The organism is Mesorhizobium sp. ISC25, assembly GCF_042295465.1.
Taxonomy (GTDB): domain Bacteria; phylum Pseudomonadota; class Alphaproteobacteria; order Rhizobiales; family Rhizobiaceae; genus Mesorhizobium.
The window spans coordinates 1,977,982-1,989,819 of record NZ_CP135441.1 but is presented as its reverse complement, the minus strand read 5'-3'; the positions used below and the strand labels follow the sequence as shown (position 1 = coordinate 1,989,819).

Sequence of the window (11,838 nt, the reverse complement as noted above, 5' to 3'; positions counted from 1 at the left end):
ACCGAAAGGTCAATGATCATGACGCCAGTCAGCATTCGCTACATGGTCGATGATGTCGCCGCCTCGATCGACTTCTACTGTGGATATCTTGGCTTCGCCGTCGAACAGGACGCGCGACCGGCTTTTGCTTCCGTCACACGCGGCGCTTTACGGCTCCTTCTAAGCGGACCCGGCAGTTCGGGTGCACGGGCGATGCCGGATGGCCGGCAGCCGGTTCCGGGAGGCTGGAACCGCATCCTGTTGGTGGTTCCGGACCTGAAAGAAGAGGTTGCGCGCCTCAAGAGTGCTGGACTTGTCTTTCGCAACGATATCATAACGGGCGTCGGCGGTTCCCAGACCCTGCTCGAAGACCCATCAGGCAATGTCATCGAGCTGTTTCAACCCGCCGCTCACTGACGCAACAATACGGCACCTTCGGTCCGAACTGCCCCAATCGAACGCCTCCCGCGATAATCCAACGCACTTCCCGAAAGCAGGACATCATGAATTCGAGACCCTCGATCGCCTTCGCCAAATTCGCCGCGCCCAAAAAGGGCAGCGTTTTCGTTCTGGTGGCCGACGAGGGCGGCCTCAGCGATGCCGCCAGGGCTTGCGATCCGGCAAAGACCCTCGATCGGGCTTTTCCGGTCGCCGACTTCACCGGCAAATTCGCTAGCCTGGTCGAAGTGCTGGCACCGGAAGGGACATCGCTGGAGCGGCTGGTGGCGGTCGGTGCCGGCAAGGGCTCCAATCTCGATGATTACGGTTGGCTGAAGCTCGGCGGCACGATTGCCGCGTCTTTTCGCAAGGCAAACGAAGTGGCCGTCGTGCTCGATCTTCCCGGTGCGGCCGTCAGCGGCAGGCAAGCCGTTCAGCTTGCAGCGGGCATCCTGCTGCGCAGCTATTCCTTCGACAAGTACAAGACCAAAAAGAACAATGGTGACGACAAGCGCGAGCCAAAAAAGCCGGTCAAGGTGACTATTCACACCGCCGATCCGGCAGCTGCAAAGAAGGCCTTCGCCGATGAAGCGGCGGTGATCGACGGCGTCTTGCTGGCGCGCGATTTGGTCAATGAACCGGCCAATGTTTTGGGACCGGTGGAATTCGCCGCCCGGATCGCCGAACTGGAGGCGCTCGGCGTCACGGTCGAGATCCTGGCCGAGAAGGAGATGAAGAAGCTCGGCATGGGTTCGCTGCTGGGCGTAGCGCAGGGTTCGCCGCGTGGCGCCCGCATCGCGGTCATGCGGTGGGACGGCGGCAAGGCCAAGGAAAGCCCGGTCGCCTTCGTCGGCAAGGGCGTCACCTTCGACACCGGCGGCAATTCGATCAAGCCGGCCTCGGGCATGGAGGACATGAAGGGCGACATGGGCGGCGCTGCTGCCGTCACCGGGCTGATGCACGCGCTGGCCGCGCGCAAGGCGAAGGTCAGTGTCGTCGGCATTGTCGGGCTGGTCGAAAACGCCGTCGACGGCCACGCTCAGCGACCGGGCGACATCGTCACCTCGATGTCGGGCCAGACCATCGAAGTGCTCAATACCGACGCCGAGGGCCGCCTGGTGCTGGCCGATGCGCTGTGGTACTGCAACGACCGCTTCCAGCCGAAATTCATGATCAATCTGGCGACGCTGACCGGCGCCATCATGGTCGCGCTCGGCCAGCATTATGCCGGCCTGTTCTCCAACAATGACGAGTTGGCGGACCGGCTGACGGCGGCCGGACAGGCGACGCAGGAGCGGGTGTGGCGCATGCCGCTCGGCGCCGAATACGACAAGCTGATCGATTCCAAAAATGCTGACATGAAGAACATCGGCGGCCGCCATGGCGGCGCCATCATCGCCGCGCAGTTCCTGCAGCGCTTCGTCAAGGACACGCCCTGGGCGCATCTCGACATTGCCGGCACCGCGATGGGCGCGCCCTCCAACGAGATCAACCAGTCATGGGCTTCCGGCTTCGGCGTCAGGCTGCTCGACCGGCTGGTGCGCGATCATTACGAGCAATGAGCGGCTGGGGCGGACTCCGACAATGTAGACTGAACGCATGGCCGAGATTCTGTTTTATCACCTGACCGAATCGACGCTGGAGGATGCGCTGCCCGGCCTCCTGGAGCGCAGTATCGATCGTGGCTGGCGCGCCGTGGTGCAGACCGGCACCGAGGAACGGCGCGACGCGCTGGACCAGCATCTGTGGACTTTCCGGGACGATTCGTTCTTGGCCCACGCAACGGACCGCGAAGCCCATCCCGCCGAGCAGCCGGTGCTTCTCACCATCGGCCCCGACAATCCGAACCAGGCGCAGATACGCTTCCTGGTCGATGGGGCGGTGCCGCCGGAGCTTGGCGGCTACCAGCGCGCCGTGTTCCTGTTCGACGGCCACGATGCGGCTCAGGTCGAGGCGGCACGCACGCACTGGAAGACAATGAAGGAGGCCGGCCACACCGTGACCTACTGGCAGCAAACGCCCGACCGGCGCTGGGAACGCAAAGCTTAGAGCATTTGCAGCCAAGTGAAATCACTGGCGCCGCAAGAATGCGAAAAACAAAAATATGGACCGCCGGCTATCCAGAAGACCGAAGCAAGCCCGATGCCGCCCAATGAACGAACAACAGGCATGCCGATAGATGCCGCACTTGTTCGCCGGCTGATTGCCGCGCAGTTCCCCGAATGGGCGGACCTGCCGGTAGAGCCGGTCGAGCCTGGCGGCTGGGACAACCGCACGTTCCGGCTGGGTGATCGCATGTCGGTGCGGCTGCCGAGCGCTGCCGCCTATGTCGGCCAGGTCGAGAAGGAGCATCGCTGGCTGCCCCGCCTGGCGCCTCACCTGCCTCTGCCGATACCCGTGCCGCTGGCCAAAGGCGCGCCCGGGGAAGGCTATCCATGGCCTTGGTCCGTCTATCGCTGGCTTGGCGGCAGACCGGCGGCTGGTGAACTGATTGCCGATCTCACTGAGTTCGCCCGTTCGCTGGCCGGCTTTCTGGTCGCGCTCTACCGGATCGACGCCGTCGGTGGGCCACCGGCAGGGCAGCATAATTTCCACCGCGGTGGCCGGCTTTCGGTCTACGACGCCGAGACCCGAGCCGCGCTCTCGGCGCTCGGCGGCCGCATCGACAAGGCTGCAGCCGAGGCCGTGTGGGCGACGGCCCTTGCCTCGCGATGGCAAGGGCCGCCGGTCTGGGTCCATGGCGACGTCGCCTCGGGCAATCTGCTCGTCGAAGATGGCAAGCTCTGTGCGGTCGTCGATTTCGGCAGTTCGGCTATCGGCGATCCTGCCTGTGACCTGGTGATCGCGTGGACGGAATTTTACGGCGAGAGCCGTCAGGCGTTCCGCGACGCCGTTGCCCTTGACGAGCACAGCTGGGCGCGCGCACGGGGCTGGGCGTTGTGGAAGGCGCTGATCGTCGCTTCGGGACATGACGGCAACCAGCGCGAGGCGGAAAAATCGTGGCGGGTTATCAATGAGGTGCTGGCGGATCACACAAACGGTCAGAGCGGGATGGCTAATTCAGTTTGAACGCATCCCGCTCTAATAACGAAAGCATTACTGCCCGCCCATCTCCCTCCTGAACGTATCGAAATCGACCTGCATGCCGTTGAAGATGGTGCTTCAATGGCGGGTCAGCGCTGAAACGGCGACCGCCTCCTGGATCTCCTCGTCGGTGGCGCCGGCGCGCTTGGCGTCCTGCGTGTCCGACCAGATACAGTAGTTGCACGGGATTTGCGCCGCCACCGCCAGCGAGATCAGCGACTTGACCTTCGGCGGCAGCGCCGTCTTGTCGCTGAGCTGGATGGCCTTGACCTCGGCCCATGCACCGGGCAGACCGGCTTTCGGGAACTGCTTTACGAAACCGGGCACCCCACCCATGGTCGACTGGATGTCCTTGACGGTTGCGTCATACTCATCGGCATAAGAAGGGGCTGCAGCCAGGGTCGGCCCGTAGGCGGCGGCGAGCAGGCAGGCACGCCCGACGGAAGAATGCTTTGATGAACGAGTACGACAGACAGACATGATGTTCTCCTCTGGTTTTTGTTAGCCTTACGATGTAAGGTAATGTTGAAAGTGAACCTTACAGCGTAAGTTGTTAAGCGGCGCCATGGACACATCGATCAAAAAGAAGCGACCCCGCGGCCGGCTGTCTCGCGAGATGATCGAGGATGCCGCTTTGAAGGTGATCGAGAGCGAGGGCCTCGCCGGTTTTTCGATGCGCAAGCTGGCGACTGCACTCGGCTGTGAAGCCATGAGCATCTATCACCACTTTCCTTCGGCGGCGCATCTCTTCGAAGCCTTGGTGGACCGGCTGATCGGCTCCATCGAAATGCCCGACGCGGATTTGCCCTGGCGGCAAAGATTGCGCAGCGCCATGCTGGATTTCCGCCGCGTCGCGCGTGAGCACCCGGCTTTCGCCAGCTTCTTCGTCACCTACCGGATGAACTCGCCGACCTGCCTTGCGTGGCTGAACGGCATCCTCGGCCTGTTCGAGGCCGGCGGCTTCGGACCGGAACTTGGTGCGCGGCTGTTCCGCACCACCGGCTATTATCTGATGGGTGCCATCCTCGACGAGACTGCCGGCTATGCGAAGGGGCCTTCGGCCGTGACCACCGTCAGCGATGAGCAACTGGCGCAGGATTTTCCAAAAGTAGCTGCGGCCGGGCGTTATTTCGGCACCGCCGAATTCGACCGGACGTTTGATCTCGGCCTTGACATGCTCCTGGACGAAATGGAGCGCGCCCGCGACGGCACCAGCGCGCCGAACACCGGGTCTTGACCTCATGCGCTCTCTGTTCGCCCTGATCCTGCTCATCGGTACTGGCATCGGCGTCGTCTATCCCTGGGCGATGACCAATTTCTCCGGCCGTGAGATCGGCACCTGGCGGGTTTACGACCAGGGCCGGTTCAAGCCGGTGACGGTTGCCCTGAGCGCACGCGACGGGCCGCTACGCGTGCTGGTCGACCTTACGGCAAGAGCCGAGCGCATCGCGTCGCAGCAGCGCACCGTGTTGACCCTGACTGCCGCCACCGGCGGCAGGACGGTGCTCGCCTCGACGCTGCAGTTCAACCATTCCGACAATCCGCGCCAGGTCAGTCCACAGCTGCCGGACAGGATCTTTCGCGACGACGCCGGCCTGATCCCGAGCGTTGCCGCCGGCCCCTACATCTTCACCGTCGGTCCGGGCGACGCCGAGGGCATTCCGATGCGGGCCGTCGACATCGTGCTGCGCTCGGCTGCCGGCGAGGTCGACCGCCGGGCGCGCCCGGTCGGTTTTTCCCTGATGGCGGCCGGCCTGGTCGGGCTGGTGCTGGCATTCCGTTTCGGCGGCCGCCGGCCGGAAAATCCAAACTCACAGCCGCCACCGCCGCGCTGGGGCAGGGGCTCCAATTGAACTATCGCCACGCCTACCATGCCGGAAACTTCGCCGACGTCGTCAAGCATGTCGTGCTCAGCCGGCTGATCGAATATCTGAAACAGAAGGACAAGGCGTTTCGGGTCATCGACACCCATGCCGGGATCGGCCGTTACGATCTGTCCTCGACCGAAGCGCAAAAGACCGGCGAATGGCAAGGCGGTATCGGCCGGCTGGTCGATGCGGCCCTCGACGCCCCGGCGGCAGCACTGCTGGCGCCGTATCTTGAAGCCGTGCGTTCGCTCAATCCGGACGGCGGCGTGAAAAAATACCCGGGTTCGCCGCTGATCGCCCGGCACCTGATGCGCAAGCAGGACCGGCTGTCGGCGGTCGAACTGCACCCTAAGGATGCTGCCAGGCTGAAGGCGCTGTTCGACGGTGACTTCCAGACCCGGGTGATCGAGCTCGACGGCTGGCTGGCTCTCGGCGCGCATCTGCCGCCAAAGGAAAAGCGCGGCCTCGTGCTGATCGATCCGCCTTTCGAGGAAGAGGGCGAGTTCGGTCGCTTGGTCGACGGGCTGCAAAGAGCCCATCGGCGCTGGCCAGGAGGGATTTACGCATTGTGGTATCCACTCAAGGACCGCAAGGCGGTCGCCGCCTTCCGCAAAGCGCTGAAGCAGATAGGCATTCCGAAGCTGCTCGATATTGGTTTTGAGATCAGGCCGGCCTCCGTCGAGCCGAGCCTCGACGGCTGCGGCATGGTGGTGGTCAATCCGTCCTTCACGCTGGAAGGCGAGTTACGGACACTGCTGCCGGCGCTGCACCGGCTGCTTGCACTCGAGCAGCCGTCGCATTGGACGCTGGATTGGCTGGCGGGAGAGTAGTTTGAGGCGCGGCCCTGCCGTTCCGTCAGCGCAACCATCGTCACCACAACCATCGTCGCTACAACCGCTTGACCGCGCGTCAGCGAATCCGCACAGTGCGCGCAGTCGACCTTGAGAGGCTGCCATGACTCGCTTCGCCCAATCCGCCCTTGCCGCACTGCTCGCCTTTTGCACGCCGCTGGCCGCACCTCTTGGCGTCACCCAGGCAGTCCAGGCGGCCGACCTTGCAATCTATACCGACGAGGATAGCGGTGTCTGCGGCGAGGCCTGGGTCCTGAACAAGATCACCGACCGCTTCTCCTATCAGGTGCATCACGTGCCGCATCTGCCCGACGTGCAGATCGTCGACTTCCAGCGTATCCACCAGCATCGCTATCTGCCGGCCGACGACACCTGGCCGATCGGCCGCCGTTATTGCGGTGCCACCGTCAGCCTCTCCGACGGCGGCGCCCGCACCATCTGGTACCTGATCGAAGAAGGCCAGGGCTTTGCCTCGATCGGCGACAATGTCGAATTCTGCGTCTCGGGCTTCGACCGCTGGATGGTCTATAACGGCCGCTGCCGCGTCCTGCGCTGATCGCGCACTCGCTGATTCCGACTTTTTAGCACCGGTCACCTGATCGACCGTCACCGCTTCCACGCGGCGCAGCATTCGCGGGAAGCGCGATCTGCTGTCACGAGTTTGCAGGAAGCAGCACTACATGGATTCGCTTGTCTACGTTGTTGCTCTCGGGGCGGTCGTTGCTGGCTTCGTCCAGGGGCTGTCCGGGTTCGCTTTCAGCCTGGTTGCCATGTCGTTTTGGGTTTGGACCGTGGAGCCCCAGCTTGCTGCCGCCATGGCGGTCTTTGGGGCGCTCACCGGCCAGATCATCGCCGCCGTCACCGTCCGCCGGGGTTTCGACCTCAAGCTTCTGCTGCCATTCCTGATCGGCGGGACCATAGGGATTCCGGTCGGTGTCGCCATCCTGCCCTTGCTGGATGTGCAGTTGTTCAAGCTGGTCTTCGGCGCGCTGCTGGTCGTTTGGTGTCCCTTGATGCTTTTTGCCCGTCGCCTCCCTCCCATCACGCTCGGGGGTCCTGTTGCAGACGGTGCAATAGGTCTGGTTGGCGGCATCATGGGCGGGCTTGGCGGCTTCACCGGCCCGGTTCCAACGTTGTGGTGCGTGCTGCGCCAATGGGAAAAGGACAGGCAGCGCATTGTCATCCAGAATTTCAACCTTGTGACCCTCTCCATGACGATGGCCGCCTATCTTGCGGCCGGAAAGATCAAGCTCGAAATGCTGCCGATGTTTGCCGTCGTCGCGCCGGCGATGTTGATACCGACACTCCTTGGCGCGAGATTCTACATCGGCATCAGCGAGGCAACTTTTCGAAAGATCGTCCTCACACTCTTGGCCGCATCAGGTGCAGCATTGTTGGCATCGTCCTTGCCGCACCTCACAAGCCGGTCTTGAATCCGACATACAGAAATCTCCGACTTCGACGGAAAGTCGCGCCGTCCGCTTGGTGTCGTCTATAGCCGGCGCCTGCAGGGCGCTATCGACCGATGCGGCCGGCGCCCGATAGGTAGGCGCAGATCAGTTCGACGAGTTGCTTTTGCAGCTCCGGCGCGGCGAGCATGTTCCGGCGTGCCGCGTTATGGATCACACCTTCGATCGCTGACGACAGCACGCGCGCCACGGTCTCCGTGTCGGCGCCTTTCCTTGGCTTGCGATAAGTGGCGACAGCAGTCGCATAGTGATTGAGGTATTGTGCCTGGAACGAAGCATGGGCGGCCCTGGAGCCGCGATCGCCCGGCGCCTCGTCGAGCAGCACCTGATGTAGTGTCGGGTGAATGCTGTGCGCCGCGATCATGCCGCGCACCAGCTCCTGCGCGAATTTCCTGAGCGGCTTTTGGTCTTCCGCCGAATCGCGAATGACCGACAGCACATGATCGAAGTGACGGCGCCGGACGGCTGCGAGCAGGGAAAGCTTGTCGGGAAAATACTGGTAGAGCGTGCCGATGCTCACACCTGCCGTCTCGGCCACCTTGTTGGTGGTGAAGCCGGCCCAGCCCAGCCCGCTCAGAACATGAGCCGCCGCCTCGATGATCGCCTCGACGGTTGCCCTGGAACGCGCCTGGCGCGGCTGCTTGCGCATGCGCGGATGCGGTTTTGCAATGCGAGTAGACACGCCCGCTCATTCTCCTGAAAATATAAACAACATACTCGCATTTCCGGAAAAGGACACCGACCATGAGTGCGCTCGCCCTGCTTCGCAGCCTGTTTGCCTATCAGGCCTGGGCCAATGACGAACTGCTGGAAAAGCTGGCGAGTGTCGACCGGCATGTTCACGGCAAGGAACGGCAGGCCGTGATACGGCTCGTCGATCACAGCCATGTGGTGTCGCGGATATTCTCGGCGCACTTGGTTGGTGCAAGCCATGGCTACTCCGCCGATACCACTGAGGACCCGCCGGCGTTCGACGAACTTCGCGCCGCGGTCGCGGCGACCGATCGCTGGTATCTCGATTATCTCGAAACCGTTTCGTCTTGGCAGCTGTCCGAGCCCGTCGCATTCGTGTTCACCGACAGGGATAAGGCATTGATGTCGCGACAGGAAATGCTGACCCACGTCGTACTGCACGGCGGCTATCATCGCGGTGAAGCGGGGCGCATCCTGGCGCAGATTTCCGTCATGCCGCCATGGGATACCTTCGCCGTCCATCTCCACAGGGCCGAGCCTTCGCGCCGGCTGCAGATGCAGCGCGGGCCGCTCGGCGCCTGAACGGCCGAGCGCATTCGATCACGAGGTCGGCTCGACCGGATCTATCGAGCGATATCCTGTCTTTCAGAAATGCGAGCTATCTGCTTACTTTCATCGCGTCATGCAAGATAGCGCAGCGGCGTGCTCGTCGCGTTGCTTCCTACTTACCTGTAGTTTATCGTTTCGGACAAGACGAGGCGGGCGACCGCCTTCGCTCTTGACAATGTTCGCGCTGAGCGTCGGACGTTGAAGCGCTAAGCTGGTCGAAAAGGTCCTGAGCTTGACGAGAAGACCGGTCGAGATAGAGCGACCAGAATTTCTGTCGCAGAACTTCGCTGCGGGACACAAAGATTCGCAGCCGATTTTTGCGCCGGTAAAATGGTCGCGCGCTCGCCGTAACGGAAACTTAAGCTGCAAAAATCATTCTAATGCTTCGCTGGCTAGCAAGCCGCGAGTCAGATATGCAATGCGCGCCGGGTCAATAACGGCCGTCGGCACAACGGAAGGGGCATGATATGGCTAAGCAGTCATCCAAAGCGCCGGCATCCAAGGCACCGGCAAAGTCACCGGCAAAGAAAGCACCAGCAAAAGCAGCCGCGGCAAAGACCGCAACTGCTGTGAAGAAAGCAGCACCCGCTGCCAAAGCGAAGGCCGCTGCGCCTAAGGCAAAAGCAGCGCCAGCCAAAAAGCCGGCCGCCAAGGCCGCGGCAAAACCGGCCGTGAAGAAAGCAGCACCTGCCAAGGCAAAAGCAGCACCGGCCAAGGCTGCACCGGCTAAGAAGGCGGCACCGGCCAAGAAGCCGGCTGCAAAGGCCGCGGCGAAGCCCGCTGCGAAGAAGGCAGCACCGGCAAAGGCCGCCGCTGCGAAATCTTCTGCAGCAGTGAAGAAGGCAGCGCCCGCGGCCAAGCCAAAGGCAGCGCCCGCAAAGGCGAAGGCCAAGAAGTAGTCGCCGCCCTGCTACCGCCGGGGACAGTACTCAAGACGGCCAGGGCGGGATGCCGAACAGGCGCCTCGCTTGCTGATTGACGATCGGGCAGGACGAGAAAGAGGCGGGAGGAAGACGTCTTTTCGCAGCTCCCAGGACTTCGCCATGCGGCGAAGTCCGGTGGGATTTTCGTGGCTGCCAAAGATCAACCTTCGGTGCAATGGCCGAGTTGGTAGCTGATCGGATTTGGATCGTCCGACCTGCTCGCGTCTGCCGCCACAGCTCCGGCTCATCACATCCGAAGTCGAGACTATGGTTGCACGCTGGCGGCGCGGTTTTCCGCCTCTGGCCGTTGATGAATCCTGCATGATCGGTCAACAGTGCCCACGCACGAGCCCCTGTCGGAATCGATTTTCGGTGCGGGTCATGCGCGAAGTCACAATGCTACCGCGTCCTTTGCGCGTCCAACAGGGCGTATGGAGCTGTAGCCGGCAAACAGGAATCGACAATGCCCAGACTGCTCTACGCGTCTACTTCTCCCTACAGTTCCAAGGTGCGCATGGCAGCACTTCATGCCGGCATTGCGGTCGATCTCGTGCCGATAAAGACCGAGGAAAGGCCGGCCGAACTGATCGGCGCCAATCCGCTCGGCAAGATCCCGGTGCTGGTGCTCGATGACGGACGCTCGGTCCACGACAGCCGCGCCATCACCCAGCATCTCAACCGGATGTCGAAGAACGCATTGTTTCCGCGCAATCCCGACAAGCGCCTTGAGGCGGAGGTGCTGGAGGCATTGGCCGACGGTATCTGCGACTGCGCGCTGTCGATGGTCTATGAGCGGCGCACGCGGCCGGAAGAGATGGTCTACCAGCCTTGGCTTGAGCGCCAGTGGACGAAGATTTCGGCCGCGCTCGATCTGCTCAACGCCAACCCGCCGAAGCTGCCGAAGAAAATCACCGTCGGCCAGATCGCGCTGCGCGCCTGCCTCGGTTATCTCTCGCTGCGCTTCGCCGGAAAATGGGAAAAGGGCCGCGGCCGGCTGACGCGCTGGGCGGCACGCTTCGACGAGAAATTCCCGGAGCTGAAGCCCGGCATCCCGGCTTGAGGGCGGGCGGCCTCAACCGGTGCCACAAAAAAAGCCGGGCGCGAGGCCCGGCTTTTTCGTGTCGTGGCTTGGACGACTTAGAACTTCATACCGACGCCGAAAGTGACGCGATTGTCGGTCGACTTGACCTTGCCGATACCGTCGAAGTCCTTCCTGCCGAAGTCCGTGTAACGATACTCGACACGGCCGAACACATTGTCGGTGATCTTGATGTCGGTACCCACGCCGGCTGTCCAGCCAAACTGCGTGTTGGTGTCGCTGACGCCGGCCGCTTCAATCTTCTGGTTCTTCAGCGCGCCACCGGCGGTGCCGTAGAGCAGGATGTCCGGGGTGACGGCATAGCCGAGGCGGGCACGCAGCGAGCCCTCGAAGCCACCCTTGGCCTCGATGCCGGCATCGTCGCCCTTGACGCCGTTGTAGCCGATATCGGCTTCGGCACCGTAGACGAAGTTCTCCTGCTGCCAGTTATAGCCGCCGAAGACGCCGCCGACAAAACCTTTGGTGTCGACGTCGACGCCAATGTCTTTGGCTTTGGCATGGCCGGCGAAGCCGTAGCCGACGCTCACACCGGCATAGGGACCGGCCCAGGATGCGACCGGAAGTTCTGCAATCGGGGCAGGTGCCGGCGGCTCTTCCTGAACCACGTCCGCGGCATAGGCAGTTCCGCCGAGGGCGAACAGCCCAAACGCCACCGCGAGCGGTCGCGCAAATTTAAGATTGGCTTGCATTGTTCTTTACTCCTTAAGCCACAGGACACAGGCTTGTTTTTCATGAGCGCCCTCAACCCGTCCGGGGGATGAAACGGATCCGGCGTTCAACGGTTGCAAATGTCGTGTCGAAATGCGGCTGAAGCGAACCTGAACT

At 62.6% G+C, this 11,838-nt stretch carries 15 protein-coding genes; 11 read left to right on the top strand and 4 right to left on the bottom strand.

Annotation, left to right across the window (positions count from 1 at the left end):
- Positions 1-12: 12 nt before the first annotated feature.
- From RQ479_RS10130 to RQ479_RS10115, 4 genes are all read left to right on the top strand, one after another.
- The gene (locus RQ479_RS10130) at positions 13-396 is read left to right on the top strand and encodes a VOC family protein (protein ID WP_376704975.1); all 384 of its coding nucleotides are present in this window, start codon (positions 13-15) and stop codon (positions 394-396) included.
- An 86-nt stretch (positions 397-482) separates the two neighbouring features.
- Entirely contained in the window at positions 483-1,979 is a 1,497-nt protein-coding gene (locus RQ479_RS10125) for a leucyl aminopeptidase (RefSeq protein WP_376704974.1), read from the top strand.
- Positions 1,980-2,016: 37 nt separating this feature from the next.
- The gene (locus RQ479_RS10120; protein ID WP_376704973.1) at positions 2,017-2,466 is read left to right on the top strand and encodes a DNA polymerase III subunit chi; all 450 of its coding nucleotides are present in this window, start codon (positions 2,017-2,019) and stop codon (positions 2,464-2,466) included.
- Between the two features lie 120 nt (positions 2,467-2,586).
- On the top strand, positions 2,587-3,486 hold the full coding sequence (locus RQ479_RS10115; protein WP_376704972.1) for an aminoglycoside phosphotransferase family protein: 900 nt from the start codon (positions 2,587-2,589) through the stop codon (positions 3,484-3,486).
- A gap of 93 nt (positions 3,487-3,579) precedes the next feature.
- On the opposite strand, the gene RQ479_RS10110 is transcribed toward RQ479_RS10115, so the two are convergent.
- Positions 3,580-3,981, bottom strand: a complete 402-nt coding sequence (locus RQ479_RS10110; protein ID WP_376704971.1) for a carboxymuconolactone decarboxylase family protein — start codon at positions 3,979-3,981, stop codon at positions 3,580-3,582.
- Positions 3,982-4,066: 85 nt separating this feature from the next.
- Between RQ479_RS10110 and RQ479_RS10105 the strand changes: the two genes are divergently transcribed.
- The 5 genes from RQ479_RS10105 (at position 4,067) to RQ479_RS10085 (ending at position 7,653) form a co-directional block, all read left to right on the top strand.
- The gene (locus RQ479_RS10105) at positions 4,067-4,738 is read left to right on the top strand and encodes a TetR/AcrR family transcriptional regulator (protein ID WP_376704970.1); all 672 of its coding nucleotides are present in this window, start codon (positions 4,067-4,069) and stop codon (positions 4,736-4,738) included.
- Between the two features lie 4 nt (positions 4,739-4,742).
- Positions 4,743-5,354 carry a hypothetical protein gene (locus RQ479_RS10100; protein ID WP_376704969.1) on the top strand — a complete coding sequence of 204 codons (612 nt, stop codon included), beginning with the start codon at positions 4,743-4,745 and terminating at the stop codon, positions 5,352-5,354.
- Positions 5,351-6,199, top strand: coding sequence for a 23S rRNA (adenine(2030)-N(6))-methyltransferase RlmJ (locus tag RQ479_RS10095; RefSeq protein WP_352468966.1), 849 nt, complete (start codon positions 5,351-5,353; stop codon positions 6,197-6,199). Before RQ479_RS10100 ends, RQ479_RS10095 begins: the two co-directional genes overlap by 4 nt.
- A 124-nt stretch (positions 6,200-6,323) precedes the next feature.
- Entirely contained in the window at positions 6,324-6,776 is a 453-nt protein-coding gene (locus RQ479_RS10090) for a hypothetical protein (RefSeq protein WP_023677684.1), read from the top strand.
- Positions 6,777-6,900: 124 nt separating this feature from the next.
- Positions 6,901-7,653 carry a sulfite exporter TauE/SafE family protein gene (locus RQ479_RS10085; protein ID WP_376704968.1) on the top strand — a complete coding sequence of 251 codons (753 nt, stop codon included), beginning with the start codon at positions 6,901-6,903 and terminating at the stop codon, positions 7,651-7,653.
- A gap of 82 nt (positions 7,654-7,735) precedes the next feature.
- Here RQ479_RS10085 and RQ479_RS10080 read toward each other — a convergent pair whose 3' ends face one another.
- Positions 7,736-8,371, bottom strand: coding sequence for a TetR/AcrR family transcriptional regulator (locus RQ479_RS10080; RefSeq protein ID WP_376704967.1), 636 nt, complete (start codon positions 8,369-8,371; stop codon positions 7,736-7,738).
- Between the two features lie 62 nt (positions 8,372-8,433).
- On the opposite strand from RQ479_RS10080, the gene RQ479_RS10075 reads away from it, so the two are divergent.
- Positions 8,434-8,964 (top strand): DinB family protein, encoded by a 531-nt coding sequence (locus tag RQ479_RS10075; RefSeq protein ID WP_376704966.1) that lies wholly within the window; start codon positions 8,434-8,436, stop codon positions 8,962-8,964.
- Positions 8,965-9,421: 457 nt separating this feature from the next.
- Here RQ479_RS10075 and RQ479_RS10070 read toward each other — a convergent pair whose 3' ends face one another.
- Positions 9,422-9,883, bottom strand: a complete 462-nt coding sequence (locus RQ479_RS10070; RefSeq protein WP_376704965.1) for a hypothetical protein — start codon at positions 9,881-9,883, stop codon at positions 9,422-9,424.
- Between the two features lie 494 nt (positions 9,884-10,377).
- On the opposite strand from RQ479_RS10070, the gene RQ479_RS10065 reads away from it, so the two are divergent.
- The gene (locus tag RQ479_RS10065) at positions 10,378-10,974 is read left to right on the top strand and encodes a glutathione S-transferase family protein (RefSeq protein WP_292662345.1); all 597 of its coding nucleotides are present in this window, start codon (positions 10,378-10,380) and stop codon (positions 10,972-10,974) included.
- Between the two features lie 77 nt (positions 10,975-11,051).
- Here RQ479_RS10065 and RQ479_RS10060 read toward each other — a convergent pair whose 3' ends face one another.
- The gene (locus RQ479_RS10060) at positions 11,052-11,702 is read right to left on the bottom strand and encodes an outer membrane protein (protein ID WP_292662341.1); all 651 of its coding nucleotides are present in this window, start codon (positions 11,700-11,702) and stop codon (positions 11,052-11,054) included.
- Positions 11,703-11,838: the final 136 nt, after the last annotated feature.

Excerpts from the sequence above, each read along its gene's own strand:
- RQ479_RS10130 (WP_376704975.1), top strand. The coding sequence starts at position 13 with ATGATCATGACGCCAGTCAGCATTCGCTACATGGTCGATGATGTCGCC.
- RQ479_RS10125 (WP_376704974.1), top strand. The coding sequence starts at position 483 with ATGAATTCGAGACCCTCGATCGCCTTCGCCAAATTCGCCGCGCCCAAA.
- RQ479_RS10120 (WP_376704973.1), top strand. The coding sequence starts at position 2,017 with ATGGCCGAGATTCTGTTTTATCACCTGACCGAATCGACGCTGGAGGAT.
- RQ479_RS10115 (WP_376704972.1), top strand. The coding sequence starts at position 2,587 with ATGCCGATAGATGCCGCACTTGTTCGCCGGCTGATTGCCGCGCAGTTC.
- RQ479_RS10110 (WP_376704971.1), bottom strand. The coding sequence starts at position 3,981 with ATGTCTGTCTGTCGTACTCGTTCATCAAAGCATTCTTCCGTCGGGCGT.
- RQ479_RS10105 (WP_376704970.1), top strand. The coding sequence starts at position 4,067 with ATGGACACATCGATCAAAAAGAAGCGACCCCGCGGCCGGCTGTCTCGC.
- RQ479_RS10100 (WP_376704969.1), top strand. The coding sequence starts at position 4,743 with ATGCGCTCTCTGTTCGCCCTGATCCTGCTCATCGGTACTGGCATCGGC.
- RQ479_RS10090 (WP_023677684.1), top strand. The coding sequence starts at position 6,324 with ATGACTCGCTTCGCCCAATCCGCCCTTGCCGCACTGCTCGCCTTTTGC.
- RQ479_RS10085 (WP_376704968.1), top strand. The coding sequence starts at position 6,901 with ATGGATTCGCTTGTCTACGTTGTTGCTCTCGGGGCGGTCGTTGCTGGC.
- RQ479_RS10075 (WP_376704966.1), top strand. The coding sequence starts at position 8,434 with ATGAGTGCGCTCGCCCTGCTTCGCAGCCTGTTTGCCTATCAGGCCTGG.
- RQ479_RS10065 (WP_292662345.1), top strand. The coding sequence starts at position 10,378 with ATGCCCAGACTGCTCTACGCGTCTACTTCTCCCTACAGTTCCAAGGTG.
- RQ479_RS10060 (WP_292662341.1), bottom strand. The coding sequence starts at position 11,702 with ATGCAAGCCAATCTTAAATTTGCGCGACCGCTCGCGGTGGCGTTTGGG.